General features: G+C 68.6%; 18 protein-coding genes and 1 pseudogene. 9 read left to right on the top strand and 10 right to left on the bottom strand.

Annotated features, from left to right (window positions below; genetic code table 11):
* Positions 1-3: 3 nt before the first annotated feature.
* Together D7X55_RS02000 and ribB are read right to left on the bottom strand one after the other, a co-directional pair.
* Positions 4-1383, bottom strand: coding sequence for an MFS transporter (locus D7X55_RS02000; RefSeq protein WP_158626299.1), 1380 nt, complete (start codon positions 1381-1383; stop codon positions 4-6).
* Between the two features lie 78 nt (positions 1384-1461).
* Entirely contained in the window at positions 1462-2589 is a 1128-nt protein-coding gene (gene ribB, locus D7X55_RS02005) for a 3,4-dihydroxy-2-butanone-4-phosphate synthase (protein ID WP_121722052.1), read from the bottom strand.
* 214 nt (positions 2590-2803) lie between these two features.
* Between ribB and D7X55_RS02010 the strand changes: the two genes are divergently transcribed.
* Positions 2804-3142, top strand: coding sequence for a hypothetical protein (locus D7X55_RS02010; protein WP_233609481.1), 339 nt, complete (start codon positions 2804-2806; stop codon positions 3140-3142).
* Entirely contained in the window at positions 3139-3795 is a 657-nt protein-coding gene (gene tmk / locus D7X55_RS02015) for a dTMP kinase (protein WP_121722053.1), read from the top strand. The genes D7X55_RS02010 and tmk overlap by 4 nt, the downstream gene beginning before the upstream one ends.
* Here tmk and D7X55_RS02020 read toward each other — a convergent pair.
* A complete protein-coding gene (locus D7X55_RS02020; RefSeq protein ID WP_233609482.1) occupies positions 3758-5050 on the bottom strand; it encodes an AMP-binding protein in 1293 nt (430 codons plus the stop codon). The two genes, tmk and D7X55_RS02020, sit on opposite strands and share 38 nt — an antisense overlap.
* Positions 5051-5123: 73 nt before the next feature.
* On the opposite strand from D7X55_RS02020, the pseudogene D7X55_RS02030 reads away from it, so the two are divergent.
* From D7X55_RS02030 to D7X55_RS02045, 4 genes and pseudogenes are all read left to right on the top strand, one after another.
* Positions 5124-5753: pseudogene (locus tag D7X55_RS02030) on the top strand (DUF5953 family protein); the annotation flags it as partial.
* Positions 5754-5972: 219 nt separating this feature from the next.
* Positions 5973-6776, top strand: a complete 804-nt coding sequence (locus D7X55_RS02035; protein WP_120548665.1) for a hypothetical protein — start codon at positions 5973-5975, stop codon at positions 6774-6776.
* 74 nt (positions 6777-6850) lie between these two features.
* On the top strand, positions 6851-7279 hold the full coding sequence (locus D7X55_RS02040) for a hypothetical protein (RefSeq protein ID WP_147442747.1): 429 nt from the start codon (positions 6851-6853) through the stop codon (positions 7277-7279).
* Positions 7276-8127, top strand: coding sequence for a tetratricopeptide repeat protein (locus tag D7X55_RS02045; protein WP_233609484.1), 852 nt, complete (start codon positions 7276-7278; stop codon positions 8125-8127). The genes D7X55_RS02040 and D7X55_RS02045 overlap by 4 nt, the downstream gene beginning before the upstream one ends.
* Here the strand turns inward: D7X55_RS02045 and D7X55_RS02050 are convergent.
* From D7X55_RS02050 to D7X55_RS02080, 7 genes are read right to left on the bottom strand one after another with little or no spacing between them, the layout of a single operon-like run.
* The gene (locus D7X55_RS02050) at positions 8120-9301 is read right to left on the bottom strand and encodes an ATP-grasp domain-containing protein (RefSeq protein ID WP_121722055.1); all 1182 of its coding nucleotides are present in this window, start codon (positions 9299-9301) and stop codon (positions 8120-8122) included. The two genes, D7X55_RS02045 and D7X55_RS02050, sit on opposite strands and share 8 nt — an antisense overlap.
* 3 nt (positions 9302-9304) lie before the next feature.
* Entirely contained in the window at positions 9305-10660 is a 1356-nt protein-coding gene (locus D7X55_RS02055) for a hypothetical protein (protein ID WP_121722056.1), read from the bottom strand.
* Complete coding sequence (locus tag D7X55_RS02060; protein ID WP_121722057.1) at positions 10657-11613, bottom strand: isopenicillin N synthase family oxygenase; 957 nt, start codon at positions 11611-11613, stop codon at positions 10657-10659. The genes D7X55_RS02055 and D7X55_RS02060 overlap by 4 nt, the downstream gene beginning before the upstream one ends.
* Positions 11607-12554, bottom strand: coding sequence for an ornithine cyclodeaminase family protein (locus D7X55_RS02065; protein WP_121722058.1), 948 nt, complete (start codon positions 12552-12554; stop codon positions 11607-11609). The genes D7X55_RS02060 and D7X55_RS02065 overlap by 7 nt, the downstream gene beginning before the upstream one ends.
* A 15-nt stretch (positions 12555-12569) precedes the next feature.
* The gene (locus D7X55_RS02070) at positions 12570-13799 is read right to left on the bottom strand and encodes an aminotransferase class I/II-fold pyridoxal phosphate-dependent enzyme (RefSeq protein ID WP_199746834.1); all 1230 of its coding nucleotides are present in this window, start codon (positions 13797-13799) and stop codon (positions 12570-12572) included.
* On the bottom strand, positions 13796-14707 hold the full coding sequence (locus D7X55_RS02075; RefSeq protein ID WP_120548671.1) for an alpha/beta hydrolase: 912 nt from the start codon (positions 14705-14707) through the stop codon (positions 13796-13798). The genes D7X55_RS02070 and D7X55_RS02075 overlap by 4 nt, the downstream gene beginning before the upstream one ends.
* Positions 14704-15618 carry a hypothetical protein gene (locus D7X55_RS02080; protein WP_121722059.1) on the bottom strand — a complete coding sequence of 305 codons (915 nt, stop codon included), beginning with the start codon at positions 15616-15618 and terminating at the stop codon, positions 14704-14706. Before D7X55_RS02080 ends, D7X55_RS02075 begins: the two co-directional genes overlap by 4 nt.
* A gap of 424 nt (positions 15619-16042) precedes the next feature.
* Between D7X55_RS02080 and D7X55_RS02085 the strand changes: the two genes are divergently transcribed.
* Genes D7X55_RS02085 through D7X55_RS02095 form a run of 3 tightly spaced genes read left to right on the top strand, consistent with a single transcriptional unit; the run spans position 16043 to position 20141 of the window.
* On the top strand, positions 16043-18682 hold the full coding sequence (locus D7X55_RS02085; protein ID WP_158626300.1) for a polyketide synthase: 2640 nt from the start codon (positions 16043-16045) through the stop codon (positions 18680-18682).
* Positions 18679-19188, top strand: coding sequence for a YiiD C-terminal domain-containing protein (locus tag D7X55_RS02090; RefSeq protein ID WP_121722061.1), 510 nt, complete (start codon positions 18679-18681; stop codon positions 19186-19188). The genes D7X55_RS02085 and D7X55_RS02090 overlap by 4 nt, the downstream gene beginning before the upstream one ends.
* Complete coding sequence (locus tag D7X55_RS02095) at positions 19176-20141, top strand: aldo/keto reductase (protein ID WP_121722062.1); 966 nt, start codon at positions 19176-19178, stop codon at positions 20139-20141. Before D7X55_RS02090 ends, D7X55_RS02095 begins: the two co-directional genes overlap by 13 nt.
* Positions 20142-20144: the final 3 nt, after the last annotated feature.

Consider the following 20144-nt stretch of genomic DNA (forward strand, 5'->3'; position numbering starts at 1 on the left):
GCGTCACCCCGTGAGCCGTGGAGCAGGCTCCAGCGGCGCGTCGGGCAGGGCCTGCTCGACGCGGCGGACGCCCGGGATGAGCATGCAGGCCGCCACCAGCAACACGGTGGCGGCGCCCAGCAGCAGGAAGAGCAACGCGATGCCCCGGCCGGGACCCGCGCCGCCCACCCACGGGCCCAGCGCGGAGGCTAGCGGTCCGCCCGGGGCCATCAGCGGCTCGAAGACGAGCTCCGCCAGCGGCCCGGAGAGCAGATAGGCGATGGGGATGGAGCCACCGGACAGCGCGGCGTGCACGGCGAAGACGCGGCCCTGCAGCGCCGTGGGGACCTTGCGCTGCCAGAGGGTCTGGTTGCAGCTCATGATGACGGGGACGGTGAAGAGGACGCCAAACGCGCCCGCGCCCACCACCCACGGGGACGCGTGGGTCGCGCCCAGGCCCATGAACACCCCCTGGAGCAACACGAAGCCAAACACGCTCCAGACGCGCTGACGTGAACCGCCCCAGGCGAGCAGCAGCAGGCTGCCGGCGAGCATGCCCACGCCGCCCGCGGTCATCACCGCGCCCAGCGTGCGCACGTCCGCGAACGACAGGATCAGCGGGGTGACGAGCACCTGGAGGATGCCCAGGTTGAAGCTCATCCACGTGAGGAGGACCTGGAGGCCGAGCAGGCCGGGCCGCTCGCGGATGTAGCGCCAGCCCACCGCGGCGTCCTGGAGCGCGCGGCCCGCCAGGGACACCCCAAGTGACACCCGCGCGGGGGCCACGTCCCGCGCGGGCGCGGGCATGCGCACCGCCTGGAGCACCGCCAGGGAGAAGCCCGCCGTGACGAGGTCGATGGCCAGCAGGCCCATGACGCCGATGACGGGCAACAGGACGCCGGACAGCAGGGGCGCGGCGATGCGGGCCAGCGCCACGCCCAGCTGCATGAGGCCGTTGGCGCGCGGGAGCTGCTCCGGAGCCACCATCAACGTCGTGGCCTTGGGGAACGCGGGCAGCTGGATGCTGTTGAACGCCGCGCCTGCCGCGACGAGCAGGAGGATGGCGCCCAGGCTCAAGCGGTCCAGGGCGATCAGCAGCGCGATGAGCAACGTGCAGACGGCGCCGCCCGCGTGGCCCAGGATCATCACCCTTCGCAGGTCCTGCCGGTCCACCACGCCGCCCAGCAGCGGCGCCACCAGCACGCCCGGCGCGAAGCTGGCCAGGGCGATGAGCGCGTAGAGCGACGTGGACTGCGTGTGCTCGTACATCCACACGCCCAGCCCGAAGCCATGGAGGTGCGAGCCCATGCCCGACACCGTCTGGCCCGACCACAGCAGCACGAACCGGGAGAAGGGCGGCCGCCCGGGGTCGTCGTCGATGCCGTGGCCCGGTTCGGTTCGCATGCCCTGGTCTCGCTGGATGGGGGGGAACCCTCCCATCCCGGTCTGACACAGGGCGTCCCGCGAACCTCGCGGGTCTTGCTAGTCCACCACGAGCGGCAAGCGCGACTCGATGGTGAGCCCGAAGCCAGAAAGGCCCCGGTAGGTCATGTCCGTGTTGGACATGACGCGCATGGCGCTCACGCCCAGGTCGGTCAGGATCTGGCAGCCCATGCCCACGTCGCGGGACTCGTTGGCCGCGCGGCTGACGGACGCGTTGCTGCCGTCGCCCGCGCGCTTGTGGTGGATGCCGAAGTCGTTGCCGTGCATGCCGGGCAGGTAGACGATGACGCCCGTGCCCTCGCGCGCCACGTTCTCCAGCGCGCGGTCCAGCAGCAGGTTGCACTTGCAATCCGGTGACCCGAACACGTCACCCATGGCGCAGGCGCCGTGCAGGCGCACCAGCGGGGCGGGCTGGGCCTTGGACGGGTCGCCCTTCACCAGCACCAGCGACTTCGCGCCATCGGGCGTCCACGTGTACGTGTAGGCGGTGAACTCGCCGTGGCGGGTGCGCACGACGCCCTGGCCGGGCTCGCGGCGCACCAGGCGGTCCTTGCGGCTGCGGTACTCGATGAGGTCCGCGATGGTGATGAGCTTGAGGCCGTGCTCGCGCGCGAACTGCTTCAGGTCCGGCATGCGCTGCATGGTGCCGTCGTCCTTCACCAGCTCGCAGAGGATGCCGGAGGGCTGCAGGCCGGCCAGCCGCGCCAGGTCCACGGCCGCCTCGGTGTGGCCCGCGCGGCGCAGCACGCCGCCTTCGCGGTAGCGCAGCGGGAAGATGTGGCCGGGGCGCAGGAAGTCGTCCGCGGTGCTGTTCGGGTCGGCGAGCGCGCGGATCGTCTTCATGCGGTCGCTGGCGGAGACGCCGGTGGTGGTGCCGTGGCGGAAGTCCACGGAGACGGTGAAGGCGGTGCGGTGGGACTCGGTGTTCTCCGCCACCATCTGGGGCAGGCGCAGCGCGTCCAGCCGCTCGGCGAGCATGGGCTGGCAGATGATGCCGCTGGTGTGGCGGACCATGAAGGCCAGCATCTCGGGCGTGGCCAGCTCGGCGGCCATGATGAGGTCGCCTTCGTTCTCGCGGTCCTCGTCGTCGGCGACGATGACGCACTTGCCGGCCTGGATGTCGCGGATGGCCTCCTCGATGGTGTTCAACTCGGAGTCTCGGCTCATGTCGGGGGAACTCATCCTGCTGACGACGTGAAGAGGCATGGTGCGCGGCATGTAACGCGAGGGGGGTGGGGTGGCAAGCCATGCCCGGGCAGCGAGCGTGCGTCCGTTCAATGGCTGGGATGAGCGCAGCCTGTGACTGAGCGTCCGTGTAGGTAGGCGCTGCCCGGCCGCCGACTCGACGGGCTGGGGCGTGTGATGTAGGCTGCTCGGCTCCGTGAGCGCAGACATCCAGGACAAGCGGGCCCGGTTCGACCAGTTGCAGGAGAGCCTGGCGACCCGGCAGAGCACCACCCACTTCACCCACGCGGGGGTGTCCGTCATCGCCTTCATGCTGATTGGCGGGGCGGCGGGGAAGCTGTTCTACGACTCGCTCCGCACGCCGCTGTTGGCCTGGGGCGCCACGCTCCTGGCGCTGGGGCTGCTGGTGTATGGCTTCCGCAGCTACCGCAAGGGCCGCGCGGTGCTGGTGGAGGAGCTGCAGCGGTACGAGGCGTTGCTCGCGCTGCGCCGCGAGCTGCACCTGGACAACCCCGCCGCGCTCCTTCCCCGGTGAGCGCCGCGAGGAAGGTCGCGCTCCCGGGACGCTTCATCGTGCTGGAGGGCCTGGACGGCGCCGGCACCACGACGCAGACGGAGCGGCTGGCGGCCGCGCTGAGGGCGGACGGGCACGCGGTGGTGACGACGCGCGAGCCCTCCGACGGTCCCATCGGCACGATGCTGCGCCAGGCGCTCACGGGCCGCCTGGGGCTGCCGCACGGTCGGGGGCCGCTGGCGCAGGAGACGCTGGCGCTCCTGTTCGCGGCGGACCGGACGGACCACCTGCACGCGCGGGTGCTGCCGGCGCTGGAGGAGGGCAAGGTGGTGCTGTGCGACCGCTACGTGCTGTCCTCGCTGGCGTACCAGGGCGCGAGCCTGCCCATGACGTGGGTGGACACGGTGAACGCGCACGCGGTGTCGCCGGACCTGACGCTGTTCGTGGGCGTGGATCCGAACGTCGCGGCGACACGCCGGGCCGTGCGCGGAGGCCCCGCGGAGTTGTTCGAAGCCGACGAGGCCCAGCGGCGGATCGCGAAGCAGTACCTCAAGGCCATCGCGCTGCGGCAGAAGCGCGAGCGCATCGTGAACATCGACGGTGAGCTGTCCGTGGAGGCCGTGACGGAAGAGTGCCTCAAGCAGGTTCGGCGGGTGCTCGCGCGCAAGCGCTGAGCCCTGAAGGTGCTCCCGCGACGCGGAAGCCGCGGACGAGCGACCACAACAGCTCCAGCATGGAGCTGTCGCAGGAGATGCGGGTGACGGCGAGCCACGTGCCCACGGGTGCCGCGCCCACGCGTGCGTCCATGGCGCTGAAGAAGTCCGCCACGCTCCGGTGCGGAACCATCACGCCAGTGGGCTTGCCGGAGGCGCCGGCCGGGTAGAGGACGCAGGCAGGGTCCTCCAGCGTCGTGCCCGCGCGCGGGGGCCCCAGCAGCTCCAGTTCGAACGCGTCCTGGGAATCCAGCAGGACGGTGCACACGCCGTCCACCGGCAGGTGCTGGACCCGGTGGGACTCCGTGACGAGCACCCGCGCCCGTGAGTCTTCCATCATCGCGGCCAGGTGTTCCCGCGGGCAGTCCGGATCCAGTGGAACGAACGCACCGCCTGCCTTGAGGATGCCGAGCATCGCCACCACCATGCGGGTGGATCGCTCCACGCACAGGCCCACGCGCACGCCCCGCGAGACACCGTGCTCGCGCAGGTGCCACGCCAGCGCGTCGCTGGCCGCATCCAGCTGCGCATAGGTGAGCGTTTCATCTTCCGCTACCGCCGCCACCGCGTCCGGAGTGCGCGTCACCTGCGCGCGGAACTGCGCGGGGATGCAGCGCGTATCGTCCGGCGGGGACGGCGGCGGCAGGTCGTTCAACTCGCGAAGCGGCATGTACCGTTCGTCCGTGTCGAGCAGAGGCACGTCCGCGGATGCGGTGGGCACGGCCACCTGTGCCCGCGCTGGCCGCTTCCAGTCCTCCGCGAGCGACATCGGCACCATGTCCGTGGCCACCCAGTGGAGTTCACCCAGCTCCGGCGCCTCTGACGTGAGGAGCGGGGACATCTCCAGGATGCTGCTCGTCGTCAGCACGAAGCGCGCGCCGCAATCCCGAGCGATGGCAAGAAGCTGGGGCAGGGCGCTGTCCAACCGGGAAGGATCCGGCGGGTGGCACGGCACCGCGATGGCGCCCACGTACAGGCAGCCCATGAACCCCACGACGTATTCGAGGCCTGGCGGATACAGCAGCAGCACTCGTTCGCCGGCCGCGTTCAGCGTCCGCAGCCACGTCCCCAGGGCCCGCGCCCGGGTGTCCAGGTTCGAGAAGCTCCACTCCTCGGATGGCCGCGCATCTCCCAACCGCTCCGCTCGTGGATAGAGCAGGTCCGCGAGGTGGAGGGTCGAATGGAAGAGCTCTTCGCCGTTCTCCGCAGCATCCATGAACAAGTCCCTAAACGAGGAATGTCAGATAATCGCGGACTATGACCCATGGGTCTGACATCTTGCCCCCAGCATCGCGCTTCTGCTCTTTCTCTCGGCCTGCGCGACGTCAGCGCCGCGCCGAAACGAGCCAACGGTGCGGAACCCGAGGGTCGCCAACCTCCAGCGAGCAGCAAAGCTGCCGTGGACTGACGGGGGACGGTGCGTCGTCCGCGAGGCTTCCCAGCCTTGGCCCGTGCTGGTGGAGACGTGCTACCGGACCCTTGAGCCAGAAGACCTCATTGCATTGCCTCAACGCGACGAGTGGGTCGCGGCCAACATGGAAAACGGAGGGTTTCCGTTCCTCTGCAACGATGATGATGACCGGCCAGTGACGGTTGCCGGATTGGAAAACCCAAGCGGTCTTGCCGCAGGAGGCCCACCGCATTTTGAGATCCATGCGGACCTGCCACTAGACGCAGTCGGCATCGCGGGGGCTGTCGATGTGCTTGCAGGTATCGCGGAGAGCGCTCGCGCGGTATGGGGGCATGTGACGCCGAGCGGTTACGGAGGGATCGTGGCGCAACACTTCCGCCATCCCGGCGATGAGCTGCACGTTCCGCCCTATGGGCTGCCGTCGCTCAAGCTCCCATGGGACAGGTCTTCGCCTGAGATTCCGCACTTTCTCGGGTGGCTGAACTACTGGTCAGCCGCTTCCGCACAGCGGAACCTGTCAACGTGAGTGAGACAGCGAGTTCGTGAGATTACTGCGCAACCTCCAGTGAGTTGGCCAACCGGGCGGGGTATCGAATCCAAGTCGCTCCGAGCGGTAGCGAGGTAGGGGCACGACTCTGCTGGGAGTTTCGCACCGGCCGGGCCGGCTCCTCCATCCCGGCAGGTCACGCCGGCAGGCGTCCTGGAAACCACGTTCGGTGGCACGGGCGTGCGCACCTTCCAGCTCTCCACGGGCATCTCCACCCTTCACGCGCTCACCCTCGACGCGAGCGAACGGATCATCGGCGCGGGCACGGTCGACAACAGTGGCCTGGATCTGGTGGTGATCCGCCTGACGCCGCTGGGGGCCCTGGATACGACCTTCAGCGGGGACGGCGTGGCGACGGCGGACGAGGGGCACCAGGATGAAGGCTTGTGCGTCGTTGCCGGGCATGACGGCAAGATCGTCGTGGCGGGTACCTCCACGGGCAGCCTCGATAACCTGGTCGTGCGCCGCTTCAACCTCAGTGGCACCCTGGACAACACCTTCCATTCCCTCTCGGACTTCAGCTCGCCAGACCTCACGCCGAGGACGCTCATCCGGCTGTCGAACGGGAAGCGGTTGGTGGGGGGCAAGGCGGTGTTCTCCGATGGGACCAGCCAGGGCGTGGTGGTGGGGCTGAGCGCGAGCGCGGCTCAGGACCCGTTCTTCGGCGACGGAGGCTACGCCTTCTTCAAGTCAGGGCTCCCGAGCGTGCAGGAGGCGCTTGTGGGCATGGACCTGCTGGCGGATGGCACCGTGGTCGCCGCCACCTGGAGTCAGGATGCGAAGGGCGCCTCCGGACTGGGGGTTGTCCACGTGGACAAGAGTGGCTTGAAGGTCCTTCGCGCGCACCGGACGGACCTCCCCGGGAAGGAGCAGCCCACGGCCGCGAGGTTGGACGCACAGGGCTTCCTGCGCGTCGTCGGGACGCGGGTCCCGGACGGACAGAGTGAAGCCGTGCCCTTCGTGACCCGCTTCCACCCGCATTGACAGCGCAGTAGGTAGATGCGGTTCTATCGCTCGTCAGCGATGTCCAAGCACACCTTTCGGTCAAGTGAGCTGTCATGCGCAAGTCGGGTCTGGGAGTTGTTTGCGGCCTTGCTCTGATGGGCCTCTCCTGTATGCATTTGACGGGGCCATCTGATCTGAAGGGGAGACCGCTGCTGGTGTGTACCTCGGTTCGTACCGCCAGCCTGCCGGACTGCAGCAATGTCGGTGGGGAGTATGGGAAGGCCTTTGAGCTTGCGAGTCAGGAGTTCAAGCGAGAGCGTTTGGAAGCCCTGACGCACGATGATCCACATGATGCCGTGGCGCGGTGTCTGGCTCGCCTGGAGAGCTACACATCCGCCGTGGAGATCCTGGACGAGAACATCAACGTGCACTTCATCATGTCGGATGTTTGCTACGGGCCGGGCGCGGTGTGGGCGGACGGGGGAGCCTCGTTCCGCTTTCAACGGGGAAGCCAGCGGGTCCAGAGGATCATGCCTGAATGAGCGCGACTGGCGGAATCAACACCAAGGACCCCATTGAACCACTCGAGATCGCGGCCATGGAACAGGCCTGGAACCTCGAGTCGGATGCCAAGGCCTCCCGAGAAGCTGTGTTCCATGCCTATTTGATGGCGGCACGGGCTGGGAGGATGGAGGCGATGACGAATGCGGGCCTCCACCTCATGTATGGGGATGGAGTCCGCAAGGATGTGAAGCAGGCGCTCCGATGGACGAGAAAGGCCGCCCGACTGGGGGATGATGTTGCTGCCTTCAACCTCGGGTTGTTCTACGCGAAGGGGCAGGACGTCCGGAAGGACAGGCGGATTGCCGAACGCTGGTACCGGCGCGCCGTAGTCCTTGGCTTTCCACAGGCCAAGGGGAATCTCGCGGCCTTGCTCTACTTCGGCCGGAATCGGGAGAAGTGGAAGGAGGCCGTCGTGCTCTGTCGAGCACTTGCACGACAGGGCGACATGGGTGCGCTCTGCACAGTGGCCGAGGCCTACGAGCGGGGGCGAGGCGTCAGGAAGAATCTGGGGAAGGCCATCCAGTTGTACAAGCAGGCCGCCGCAGGGGGGAATGCCGATGCGCAGGCGACCCTGGGATGGATGTATCGCAAGGGCATTGGGGGCCCTCGAGACGTCCTCGGCGCGATCCGTTGGTACCAGGAAGCAGCGAAGCAAGGCCATGCCAACGCGTGTTTCGGCCTGGGGCGGATTCACGCGAAGGGTGACGGAGTGCCCAGGTCCAAAGCCCGCGCGGCCCGGTATTACAGGATGGCCGCGGACGCTGGGCATCCCCGGGCCGCGGCCTGCCTGAAGGCACTTGGCGTCGACCGGCCGACCCCTACGTAGTCTCCAGCACGAGCCGCTGGGTGACCTCCCGGCACACGGCCTGCGCCTGCTGCACGGAGTCCGCGTAGGCGAGCACGTAGCCCGCGCGGTCCTCTGACTTCAGGGCCTGCCGGATGGTGGCGCCCAGCTCCACGGCGAGCGAGATGTCCACGACGCCCGGAAGCCGCTTCAGTGCCAGCGCGCCGTTGATCCGCTTGAGCTTGCCGGGAGGCGGGGTGAAGTACTGGATGGCCGCGCCGCCCCGGGGCACCGGATCCGCTTCCAGGGGTTTCAGCGTCCCCATGGCCCACTGGAGCGTCATGTCCAGCAGGTCATGCCCCGTGGTCAGCCGGACCAGGTCCCACAGCCGGTCGCCGCCCAGCCGCGTGTGCGTCTCCACGATGCGAGGCCCGCGCGACGTGTACTTCAGCTCCGTGTGCGAAGGCCCGTCCTTGAGGCCGAGCACGTCCAGGAAGCTCCGGATGAAGTCGCGCACCTCGCGGTCCCGTCCGGGAGGCATGGGCGCGGGGACCTGGTGGGCGACCTCCAGGAACGCGCTGCCGTTGGGGTCCGTGCTCTTCGTCTCCTCGTTGATGCCCAGGATGACGTGGCGGCCCGCGAAGGAGAAACACTCCACGGAGTACTCGGGGCCGTCCAGGTACTCCTCGGCGATCCACGACGCGCGGCCGTTCAGCACGCCCTCCAGATCCGAGGCGGAGCGGACCAACCGCACGTCGATGCTGCCCACGCCATCCACGGGCTTGAGGATGAACGGGTAGCCCTGGCGCTCACCGAACGCGACGGCGTCCTCCCGCGTCTTCACCGGCGCCCACTGCACCGGGGAGAACCCGCCGGAGTCGAGCACCCGCCGCATGGCCGGCTTGTCGCGTGTCTTCTCCACCAGCTCCAGCGGCGTCCCTGGCAGGCCCAGCTCCTGGTTGATGCGCGCGCACGGAATCAGCGCCTCCTCCGCGACGGTGACGGCGCTCACGAAGGGCGTGACGGCGTGCGCGGCCTTCAGCATGGGGATGAGCGCCGGGTCGTCGTAGCCCATCAGGATGACCCGGTCGGACTGCCGGTTCACGTAGTCATCGGACTGGCCCGGTTGCTGGATGATCAACGGCCGCAGGCCCAGCTGCCACGCCCGCTCCGTGATGAACTGCCTTGCGCCCAGAAGGATGAGGTTCGCCGCCATGGTTCATGCACTCCTTGCAGTGACGTCCTCCGCGCGGCTCCGCGCGTGACGGATGAAGGCCTGGCGTCCCTCTTCGGAAACGACGAACGCCCACCCCAGCTTGCCTCCACTGGTGATGTTCACCACCTTGGAAGTGCGGCTGCCGCGCACGAGGAAGCCGTTGGCCTTCCCTCCGTAGGAGTAGAAGCCCAGCACCAGCCGGTACTCATGCGGGACGGAATCACCGGCCGCGCGCAGCTTCACGGTCTCCGCTTCCACGACGCGCTGGCAGATCCACCGCTCGACGCCCGGTTCGCGCAGCTTCTGCTCCAGCTCGTCCGCGGGCCAGTCCGTCCCCATCAGCACGCCGCTGCCGCCATAGGAGCTGCTGTCGTCGATCTTGAAGACCAGCCTGGCTTTGTCGCGCAGCGCCGCCGCCAGGTTCGCCTCCGTGAGGGAGAAGGCAGGGGGCAGGTACTTCTGGATGGCGGCCCGCTCCTCGTCGTTGAACAGCGCCTGGTGACCCGGCTCGCACAGCAGCGCGAGGAACCGCTTGCTCATCCGCAGCTCCGGTTCGAAGCCGTTGGTGAGCACCGCGCCGCTGGCCCACAGCTTCTCCAGGAACACGAAGCCGTCGGTGACCTCCTCGTAGGTGAACATGCGGTGGATGAGCGTGCGCTCGGCCTCCTCCCGCTTGAGCCAGGCTTCCGGGTAGCGGACCTCATCGAGGATGTGGACCGGAACGCCCGGGTTCAGCTCTTCGAGGTATCGCTTCAGGTATTCCTGACGCGGATACCCCAGGCCTGAATGCATGGTGGAGTCGAGGATCACCACGCGGCGCAGGTCCCGCTTGCGGCACTCGGCCGAGTACAGCACGGCGAGGTCGCGGAGCGGACTGTCCATCAACCCGGCGCGGGGGAACCCCAGCGCCTCGGTGGCCGCGCGGGAGCCCTCGTAGGCCTCGCCTCCGCCCACACCGGGGAAGATGTTGAACTCGCAGAAGAAGTAGCCCTGCCGCGTCGGCACGACATCCATCCGCCCAATCGTCGCGTCACCGTGGCGCAGGTTGTCCCAGTGGATGAAGCCCGCGAGCCGCCGGGGCATCCGCAGCAGGTCCAACAGGCCCTCGCGCGAGCGCGTGTCGATGAGGTGGCCAATGAGCCTCAGCTGCGCGGAGAGCAGGGCGCGGCACGCCTGGCTCAGCTCCAGGAACTCCGCCTCACTGAAGAGGAGCGGGTGCGCGAACTGGCTCTTCTCGTACATGGGAGAGTCCAGGTCGTGGATGGCGGCCATGGTGCTCGCGTGCGCGGTGGCATCGCGCGCCACCGTCCATCCTTCCTCCACGGCGGCGAGGAACGGCTCGTTGAATTCACCGATCATGGGTTGACCCCAAAGAGCGCGTTCATCTTCTGGAGGGAGAAGGCCTTGTAGACGACGGGCTCGTACTTCGCGGGCGTGTCCTTGCAGAACTTGGGGAAGCACTCGATGAGCGCGTCGTCGTTGGCGAGCTTGAAGAACGCCAGCGACTGGCGCTCACCGCCGGACAGGACGACCCGGTGCGGGGTGGAGACGTATTCGTCGTTGGACCAGCGGGCCATCAGGTCTCCGATGTTGACGATGAGGTGATCCCGCCGCTCCAGCGTGGGGGTGATCCACGAACCGCCGCGCTCCTTCACCTGGATGCCCGGGCCCGTCTGCGCCAGGACCGTGAGCAGCGTCCCGTCCGTGTGCTCGCCCATGCCCTGGTCGTTGACCAGCTCCGGGCTGAGCTGCGGGTAGAGCAGGGAGCGCAGCGAGTCGGTGGACGCGGAGGTCTTCTTCGCGAAGAAGTCGCGGGGCAGCTCCAACGCGATGCTGAAGAGCTCCGTGAGCCGGGCCGTCAGCGCCTCGCACTCGCGGAAGTACGCCTTGAGCGCCGCGCGCAGCCGCTGGCCCTCCGCGTCGTCGCTGAACGGCAGGCTCGCGCTGTCGTCCTCGATGAGCCGGCCCACGCTGAACTTCTCCACGTAGTCGCTGGGCAGCCCCTTGCGGCCCATGTACGCGAAGGCGTTCTCCTCCAGCATGCCGCTGTATCCGTAGGGCGTGTAGTCGTCCGCGGCCATGGTGAAGCCGGACTTCAACCGGCACCGGTTCTTCACTTCGAGCGGCTGGCGGAAGAACGCCCGTGAGAGGGCATAGGCGTCCTCGAAGACAGCTGGCGCGATGCCGTGCCCGCTCAAGGTGAAGAAGCCCACCTGCTTGCAGGCCCGGTCGACTTCGAACGCCGCCCGGCGCTCGGCTTCGGACCCTGGCGTCGCGGACGACAGGTCGATTCGGGGCAACTCCTTCAACATGTGCTCCTCCAGGTTCGGTGGATCAGCTCTCGTTCACGCAGCACGTGCGCGACGGTGAGGACGTCCAGGAAGGCGTGCCCCGTCGAGCTGAAGACGGTGCGGCTCGTTCGCAGGGAACCGCTGTCCCTCCGCACGAGCTGCGCCAGGGTGATGGCGTGGGCGTGCACGGGCCCGGCCTCCGCGAGCGCCGTGGCCAGGTCCTCGACGATGACCGTCGACGTGCGCAGCAGTTCGAGCGGCACCTCCCGGGCCTCCACCGTGTGCCCGCCCATGCAGTTGATGTGCACGCTGGGGGAGAGGCCTTCAAAGCTCCCCAGCGGCGTCTTCGACGACGTCGCGGTGCCAATCACGTCCGCGCCCCGGATGGCCTCGTCGAGCGACGCGCAGGCCACGACGTGCACCGCGTCTCCCAGGGAGGAGCGCAGCTCCGCGGCGAACGCACCGCGCCGGGCCGGGTTCCGGGCCCACAGCCGCACCTCCCGGATGGGGCGGACCGCGAGGACGGACAGCACCTGCTGCCGGGCCTGCGCGCCCGTCCCGGCCACCGCCAGCGTCCGCGCATCCGTGCGCGCGCAGAAGTCCGTGACGAGCGCGGACACGGCGGCGCACTTGAGCTCCGTCACCGCCGCGCCATCGAGCAGCGCGAGCAGCTCCCCCGTGCGCGTGGAGAACGCCGCGACCACGCCGTTCATCGTGGGCAGCGGGTCGGTGGCGGCCCGCTCGAACAGGGTCGCCACCTTGTTGATGTAGAGGCCCAGCTGCTCCGACACGACCGGCATGGAGACGAACGCGGCCTGCCGGGAAGAGGAGGGGACCGCGACGCGCAGCGGGACCTGCACGCGCTCATGCAGGCCCTCCGTGAGCGCCGCCTCCAGCTCGCGCACGAGCCGGGGCAGGTTCCCGTGCGCGGAGACGACGTCGTGGGAAAGGAAGGCAGCCATCGCGCGTCCCCTGGCCTACAGCGTCGCGAGGACTTCCTTCAGGTGGCCGATGAACGACTGGACCCTCTCCGTGGGCAGGTCGCCTCGCAGCATGAGCCGGATGCCCGCCTTGCCCACGGGCACGATGGGGAAGAAGACCGCGGAGCAATAGAAGCCTCGCTTGTAGAGCTCGCGCGACAGCTTCACGGCCTTCTCCTGCTCACCCACCTCCACGACCTTGATGTGCAGCCCGTCGCCGCGCTGCTCGGTCTGGATGTGCTCGTCGAAGAGGGCGATGTTGCGGCGAAGCTGCTCCTGCCGCTTCGCCAGCTCCGGGCTGCGGTGGACCTTGATGCTTCCCATGGTCGTGCCGATGGCCGCCGTCCGCAGGCTCTGGGACCAGCCCATGGGGCCCGTCCTGTAGAGAAAGTCGTAGTGCTTGCGCGAGCCGAGCATCGCGATGCCGCCCGTGCTGCCGAACGCCTTGGCGATGGAGGCGATGATCAGCGTCCGGTCGTTCATCTCGCGCAGCCGCGAGCGGATGTAGCCCTCGCCGTTCTTCCCCTGCGTGGAGAGCGAGTGCGAGTCGTCGATGTAGAGGAAGAGGCCGTACTTCTCCTGGAGCGTGAGCAGCGCCTGGAGGTCCGTCACGCCGCCGGTGGAGTAGACGCCGTCGCACACGTACGCCACGCGCGGGTACTTCCGGCAGACGTCCTCCAGGAAGTTCATGTCGTTGTGCGGGGCGTTCAGCACCTTCGTTTCGTCCGCGACGATGGGCTTCACGAACGCCATGGAGAAGTGCGCGAACTTGTCGAACACCATCACCAGCGGCTCGCTGTCCGTCAGGTGGCCGGACCCGAGCACCGGCAGGATGGCCGCCGTGAGCGCGCTGGAGGTGACGGCGGGCAGCACCGGTCCACCGAGGAGGTCCGCGAGCTGGTGCTCCAGCTCCTCCAGCAGGCCCAGCCGGATGCGGAACTCCGCCATCGACAGGCCGGTGATGCCCGCGCGCTTGAGCGCGTCGATGCCGCCCTGGAGGACCTCCGGGTGGCTGTTGAGCCCCAGGTAGGAGCAGGAGCACAGGTTGGCGAACTCGTGCCCGGTGTCCACCTCGCGGAAGTGGTTCTGCCCGCCCACGGCCTCCACGCGGATGTTGAGCATGTTCGCTTCCCGGGCCACGGCCCAGGCGCTCTCGCTGGCGGGGATCATTTTCTGGTTGTTGCGGTGGACATGGGGACCCATCACCGCGTCGCTGGGCGTCGTCACTTCCGCGCTCCTGTCTTGTCGATCACGAACTGGCCGATGCGCTGAAGCGCTTCCCGGCCGCTGCTGAGGCGGTTGAAGTGCAGGTGCCAGACGTGGACCATGTCGGGCCACTCCTCGAACGTGACGTCCACGCCCTGGGCCTGGGCCTTCTTCGCCATCGCCTGCGAGTCGCTGAAGAGCAGCTCCCGCTCGCCCACCTGGATGAGCAGCGGAGGGAAGCCGGTGAGGTCCGCGTGGATGGGCGAAATCGTCGGCTGCCGGGCGTCCTGCCCGTTGAGGTAGTGCCGGGCGACCTCCTCCACCACCTTGCGCTGGACGAGCGCGTCCGCCTTCTCGCGCGTCTCGTAGCTTTCGCCCTGGATGCCCAGGTTGAACCACGACGAGATGCACACCAGCGCGCCCGCGAGCGGAAGCCCCTTGGCCCGCGCGTGGACCTGCATGGACACCACCAGGCCACCGCCCGCCGAGTCACCGGCGATGGAGAGGTGGCCGGGCTTGAAGCCCTGCTCCAGCAGCCATCGGTACGCGGTGGTCGCGTCCTCCAGCGCGGCCGGGTAGGGATGCTCGGGAGCCCGGCGGTAGTCCAGCTGGAGCACCCGGCAGCGCGCCTGCCGGCCCATCTCCGCGGCCATGTGTCCGTGGCTCACGAGCGACCCGAAGACGAACCCGCCCCCGTGCAGGAAGAGGAGGGCGCGGTCCTGATCGCACTCCGGCGGCGTGAGCCACTGGGCCCGAACGCCGTTCACGTTGACAGGCTCCACCCGGATGTCCGCCGCGATGGGCAGCCCGAGCGAATCGTAGTGGACCCGGGCGGCCTCGTAGCCGTCCGGCCAGGGCCGGGCGTCGAGGTACGCGAGCAGGTCCTTCATCTCCGCCGCGTTGCGCTCCGCGTGCTGTCGCGTGGTCATGCCCGCACCTCGATGATGTTCGGGTACGGGGCGAGCTCGCCGCGGACGAAGCGGGTGATGTTGGCGTCGTCCTTGTGGTTCGTCGCCTTATCCAGGGACAGGCCGTAATAGTCGTACCAGCGCTTGAGGTCGTCGGTGCCCGCGACCTGGTACTCGACGTGGCGGATGGGGCGCTTCGCGACCTTGGTCGCGTCGGTGAGGGACGGCTGGGTGGCCGCGTGGGCGAGCCCTCCCACCACCTCGTTGTGGAGGACGATCATCACGATGTCGTTCTCCAGGTCGAGCTTCAGCGCGAACGAGTAGTCGCGCAGGATCTCCTCGGAGAACTCCGCCTTCACGGCGACGTTGTAGTTGTTGGGGATGTTCTCGATGAGCGCCCGGGGGTCCAGGCCCTTGTCCTGGCAGAACCGGCGCGTGTCGCAGATCATCGGCATGCCGCCGCTGATGTTCTGGTTGGGGCCGTAGAGGTTCGCGATGAACGGCGTCGCCGAGTCGAAGTGGACGCACTTCGTGGTGACGAACTCGCGGCTCTCCGTGTGGTCGCTGTTGGGCGTGAAGTTCCGGTTCTTGTTGAACCCGTCCACGTCCATCTTGGCCACGCGGTCATAGGCGATGGGCGTGGGGCTGTAGCGGGCCAGGTCGAAGCGCGGAGCGATCGCCCGGAAGACGCCCTCCAGGTAGTCACGGGCCAGCGCGGCGCCGGACTCCGTGTGGATGTCCAGCCCGCGGTCCGCGAGCAGCTTGTTCACGCCGAACACCACCGCGAACCCGTTCTTCTGCTCCACGGCCTCCACCACGGCGTCGAGCAAGGCACCGGCCGGAGCCCCCGGGCGGCCTTCCGCCAGGTCCGCCGGGAAGGTGGAGACATTGATGAACGAATCCTTGAGACGGCTCGGATCGAGTCTTTTCATGGCTGTCCAGGGGATGAGGGGGAATGAGGCGGCCGCCAATGGCTGGCAATGGCCGCGATGTCTGTCTTGATATACGGATCTGGAAATCCGGCGTCAAGCCACCCTGGATTTTGCTGTTGGAAGTGTTTGTGGATGGGGCGCGCAGCTTGAAACTGTATCAGCCGTGCTTGGGCTCTGGAACGACGCTCCCAGGAGGGCGACCGTGTCCTCTCGACGGAACCCCTTGAATACGTCAGGTAGGATCGGGGTGCCCCCGCGTGTCGGCCTGGATGTATGTGATTTGGCTGGTCGTGGACGCGTCCGGATCATGTCTTTACATTGACTGGCAATGCGGAAAGGACATCTGGATGGGATCGCGCCGGTGGCGATCTCTGGCTTTGCGTTTGCCCTTCCGGGCGCTCGCACCCTCGATGAGCTGGCGGAAGTGCTTCACGGGGGAAGGACGACGTATGGCCAGTGGCCGGAGGAGCGCATTCCCCGGGCCCTGTATCTGGACCCCACGGCGGCGGTGGGCGCGGCGCGGACCTCCACGCTGCTGGGAGGTGTCGTCGGGGCTTGTGACCTGCCGGAGATGGCGCGCCAGGCCCTGGCTTCCGCCGGGCTGACTCCTGGCGCGCTGAGTGGGCAGCCCGTCCCGGTGTTCCTCGCGCACTCACGAGGCGGTGGCCATGGGCTCTACGACGCCGCGGTGCTGGCGGTGGCGGAGCAGCTCCAGCCGTACCTCGTGCATGGGGCGCACCCGAATGAGTTCTCCCATCAGGAGCTGACGGACCTCACCCGCAAGGTGCGCCAGTCACTCCGGGAGTCGTTCGGGCCGGAGTTCGTGGAGGACCCGAGGGAGCGCGCCACGCACCGGCTCGCGAGCAGCATCGCGGAGGCGCTGGGCACGACGGAGAAGGCCCTGCTCGTGGACGGGAACTGCACCGGCGGTCTGGCCGCGATTGAACTGGCCGCGCGGGAGCTCACGAAGGGGGCGCCGTGGGCCATCGCGGGCGCGCTGTCCTTCGTCGACACGGTCAACCAGGTCCTCTATTCGAACTCCCGCCTCCTCTCCTCCGAGGGCTGCTTCCCGTTCGCCCAGAAGGGCAACGGCACGGTCATCTCCGACGGAGTGGTGCTGCTGGTGCTCACGAGCCTGGAGCGGGCCGTCCAGGAGCGGCTGCCCATCCACGGAGTGATCCGGGGCGTCGGTGGGGCGAACGACGGCGCGGCCGAGGCGTACATGCTGGTCCCGAACCCGCGAGGTCACGGGCTGGCGGTGCGGCGTGCGCTCGACCAGGCGGGCGTGGAGCCTCGGGAGCTGGGGGTGATCCTCGCGCATGGCACGGGGACCCGGGCAGGTGACGCCGTGGAGGCGAAGGTCTTCGACCGGGCCCTGAAGGCGCACGGTGAGGAGGCCCAGCCCAGGTCACCGGTGCCTGTCATGTCCATCAAGGGGAACCTGGGGCACGCGAAGGAGGCGTCAGGCCTGGCGAACCTGCTCGCGCTGCTCGCGCTGTTCGAGTCCGGTGGCATTCCGGGACCGGTGCACGGGGACAAGCCGAGGAGCCTGCTCGAACCGGGAGGGCTCATCGAGGTGGAGAAGACGGCCCGGTCCTGGCCGGCTGGCGAGCAGCCACGCATCGGAGGCGTCAGCGCCATCGCGAGCGGAGGCCAGAACTACCACGCGGTGGTGGAGGACCAGCCTTCACCCGCGCGGGCCCAGGCGCTGCTGAGAGGGGTGCGGAGGAGTCCGGCGAGGAGTGACGAGCCCATCGCCATCGTTGGGATGGCCGGCGCGTTCGCGGATGCCCCCGACCTCGCCACGCTGTGGACGAACCTGCTTCACGGCCGTCGGGCGTTCCGGAGGTTGCCGTTCGGGCTCGGGGCGCCGCTGGACCTGGATGCGTCACGATTCACTGGAAGCGCCAGCCAGTACGACGAACGTCCTGCCGACATCCTCCGGCATGATCCGCTCCACTACCTGCTGGTGGACCTGGCGCGGAGCGCGGCGGCGAAGGTCTCCATTGAACGGGGAAGCAACGTCCCGGTGGTCGTCTCCGCGGAGCACTGCAGCGAGTACGGCCTGCGCCAGGTCGCGGCGGCACGTCTGCCGGAGATTGAAGAACACCTTCAGCGCGTGCTGCGCGAGACGGGCAAGGACCTCAAGGGCGTGGCCCGCACCGTGCGAGCGGCGATGAAGCGACTGTCGAACGATCTGCCGGAGCTGTGGGCCGGCAGCCTGTTCAACCTGTCGCCCAGCTTCATGGCGGCGAGGATCGCCCGAGCGTTCGACCTGACCGGACCGACCTGCGCCATCGAGGCCGGAGGCGCGGCGGCGTCCCTGGGAGGCCTGGAGGTCGCCTGCGGCCGGTTGACGTCACGTGAAGCGGACGCGGTCTTCTGGGCCACCGCGGACATGCGCCTCGGTGGCACGCGGCTGGTGGATGAAGGCGCGCAGGGACTCCTGTCCCACCGGGACGCACCGACCGTGTTCGACGCGGCCTCCGATGGATATCTGCCCGGCGAAGGCGCCACGGTGTGCGTGCTGCGACGGTTGTCGGATGCTCGGGAGCGGGGTGAGCCCGTGCTCGGGATCATCCGCGCGGTGGGGAGCGCGTTCGGAACGCCCGACGACCACGGGCTCGTCTCCGAACCCGCGATGAGCCTCGCCATCCGGCGTGCCTGGTCACGGTGTGACGTGTCAGCGGACGCGCTCGCCTTCGTGGAGTGCTTCGGCAGCGGGCATCCCGCGAGCGATCGCGCGGAGCTGGCCGCGCTGGGACGGACACTCGGGACCGCGCGAGCCAGACCGCTGCCCGTGGGAGCAATCACACCGAACATTGGCCACGCCGGAGCAGCCGCAGGCGCCGCGAGCCTGCTCAAGGCGTTGTTCACACTGGCCGCGAAGCGGATTCCGGCGACCCTGGGGGCGAGCACTGAGACCGACAATCTCCGAGTCGTCACGGAGCCACAGGCATTGAAGGAAGCGCGCTTCGCGGGAGTCAACGCGGCGGGAAGCGGCGGCACCCACTACCACGTCGTCCTCGAAGCAGGTCCCGACCTCCAGGTGTCTGACGCATGAGCCTTCCAGTTGAGGTGCGCGACGACGTCTTCGCTCTTCTGGCGACAGACCTTCATGAGCGGATCCCGATGACGAAGTTCCTGGGGATCCACTTCGTGGAGTTCGAGCCCGGGCGCATCGTGCTCGGGGCGCCGTTGGGGCCTTCGCTCAACCACCGGGGCACGGCCTTCGGTCCTGGAGTGTTCACCGCGGCCGGGCTTGCCCCGTGGCTGTTGCTCGTGCGGGCAGCTTGGGCGGAGCGGCTTGCCGTGCAGATCCTGCTGCGCCGCTGTGAGTTCGCCATCCACCGGCCCATCACCTGCGACTACCGGGCCCGCTGTAACACGTTGCCCGAGCTGGAAGCCGACACCCTTCGTCAGGGAGGCAAGGTACGGCTCACGGCGACGTCGCAGGTCTTCATTGACGAGGGCGAGCCCGCCGCGACCTACACGGCGCACTTCACGTTGCTGGCCGGGGCGGGGGAGGGGGACCTGGCGCTCCCCTTTCCGGAGGCGTGGCGGACGTGATCTACCGCAAGCTGGGCGGCATCGACGTGTCGGTCTTCGCTCTGGGCGCGGCCAACTTCGGGGGCATCGGAAGCTCCCGGAAGCTGCTGGGGCAGGGCGAGACCGAAGCCGAAGCCCATGCGCTCCTGGACCGCGCGGTGGCGCTGGGCATCAACCTCATCGACACGGCGGGCACCTACGCGGACGGAGCCAGCGAGGCCATCATCGGCACATGGCTCGCCTCGCGTGGCGCCGCGATGCGGGACCGGGTGCTCATCTCGTCCAAGGTGGGCCTGCGCGGCGGGCTCGGTCGGCAGCATGTGTTCGCGGAGGTAGACCGCTCGCTCGCGCGGCTTGGCATCGACACGCTCGACTTCTATCTGGCGCATGTGCCGGACCCTGCCGCTCCGTGGGAGGAGGTCCTGGACACGTTCCAGGCGCTCGTGAGGGCAGGGAAGGTCCGCCGCTTCGGTCTGTCGAACGTGGCCGCGAGCGACCTCTGGCGCTGCGCCGCGCCGCGCTCCGGAGGCCCGGTGGGGTTCGGCTGGGTCCAGAACCGCTTCAACCTCCTGGAACAGGATGACGTGCACAACGGTGTGCTGGAGGCCTGCGCGAAGCTGGGGCTCCAGTACACGCCCTATTCACCGCTGGCCGGCGGCCTGCTGAGCGGCCGGTACGCCATCACAGGTGGGATTCCGGAGGGCACGCGCATCGGCCAGCGCCGGGACCTCTACGCGAAGGCCTGGACCCCGGAGAACGCAGCCCGCGTCGAACAGCTCAAGTCGATGGCCGCCGCGCATGCACTGTCTCCATCCGGCCTGGCCACCTGGTGGCTGGTGCACTGCCCCTTCGTGACCTCCATCCTCGTCGGCGCCCGCAGCCCGGAGCAGCTCGAGCAGTTGGTCACCGAGGCGTTGAACCTGCCCACGAACGAAGACCTCTGGCGAAGCCTCACTTCCACCCAGGAGCAATGACGT

It is taken from the genome of Corallococcus sp. AB049A, assembly GCF_003668885.1.
Classification (GTDB): domain Bacteria; phylum Myxococcota; class Myxococcia; order Myxococcales; family Myxococcaceae; genus Corallococcus; species Corallococcus interemptor.

Bases quoted from the DNA above. Each gene is read 5' to 3' on its own strand.
- ribB (WP_121722052.1), bottom strand. From the start codon at position 2,589: ATGAGCCGAGACTCCGAGTTGAACACCATCGAGGAGGCCATCCGCGAC.
- D7X55_RS02040 (WP_147442747.1), top strand. From the start codon at position 6,851: ATGCGCAAGTCGGGTCTGGGAGTTGTTTGCGGCCTTGCTCTGATGGGC.
- D7X55_RS02075 (WP_120548671.1), bottom strand. From the start codon at position 14,707: ATGACCACGCGACAGCACGCGGAGCGCAACGCGGCGGAGATGAAGGAC.
- D7X55_RS02080 (WP_121722059.1), bottom strand. From the start codon at position 15,618: ATGAAAAGACTCGATCCGAGCCGTCTCAAGGATTCGTTCATCAATGTC.
- D7X55_RS02000 (WP_158626299.1), bottom strand. From the start codon at position 1,383: ATGCGAACCGAACCGGGCCACGGCATCGACGACGACCCCGGGCGGCCG.
- D7X55_RS02065 (WP_121722058.1), bottom strand. From the start codon at position 12,554: ATGGCTGCCTTCCTTTCCCACGACGTCGTCTCCGCGCACGGGAACCTG.
- D7X55_RS02045 (WP_233609484.1), top strand. From the start codon at position 7,276: ATGAGCGCGACTGGCGGAATCAACACCAAGGACCCCATTGAACCACTC.
- D7X55_RS02050 (WP_121722055.1), bottom strand. From the start codon at position 9,301: ATGGCGGCGAACCTCATCCTTCTGGGCGCAAGGCAGTTCATCACGGAG.
- D7X55_RS02055 (WP_121722056.1), bottom strand. From the start codon at position 10,660: ATGATCGGTGAATTCAACGAGCCGTTCCTCGCCGCCGTGGAGGAAGGA.
- D7X55_RS02020 (WP_233609482.1), bottom strand. From the start codon at position 5,050: ATGGATGCTGCGGAGAACGGCGAAGAGCTCTTCCATTCGACCCTCCAC.
- D7X55_RS02090 (WP_121722061.1), top strand. From the start codon at position 18,679: ATGAGCCTTCCAGTTGAGGTGCGCGACGACGTCTTCGCTCTTCTGGCG.
- D7X55_RS02060 (WP_121722057.1), bottom strand. From the start codon at position 11,613: ATGTTGAAGGAGTTGCCCCGAATCGACCTGTCGTCCGCGACGCCAGGG.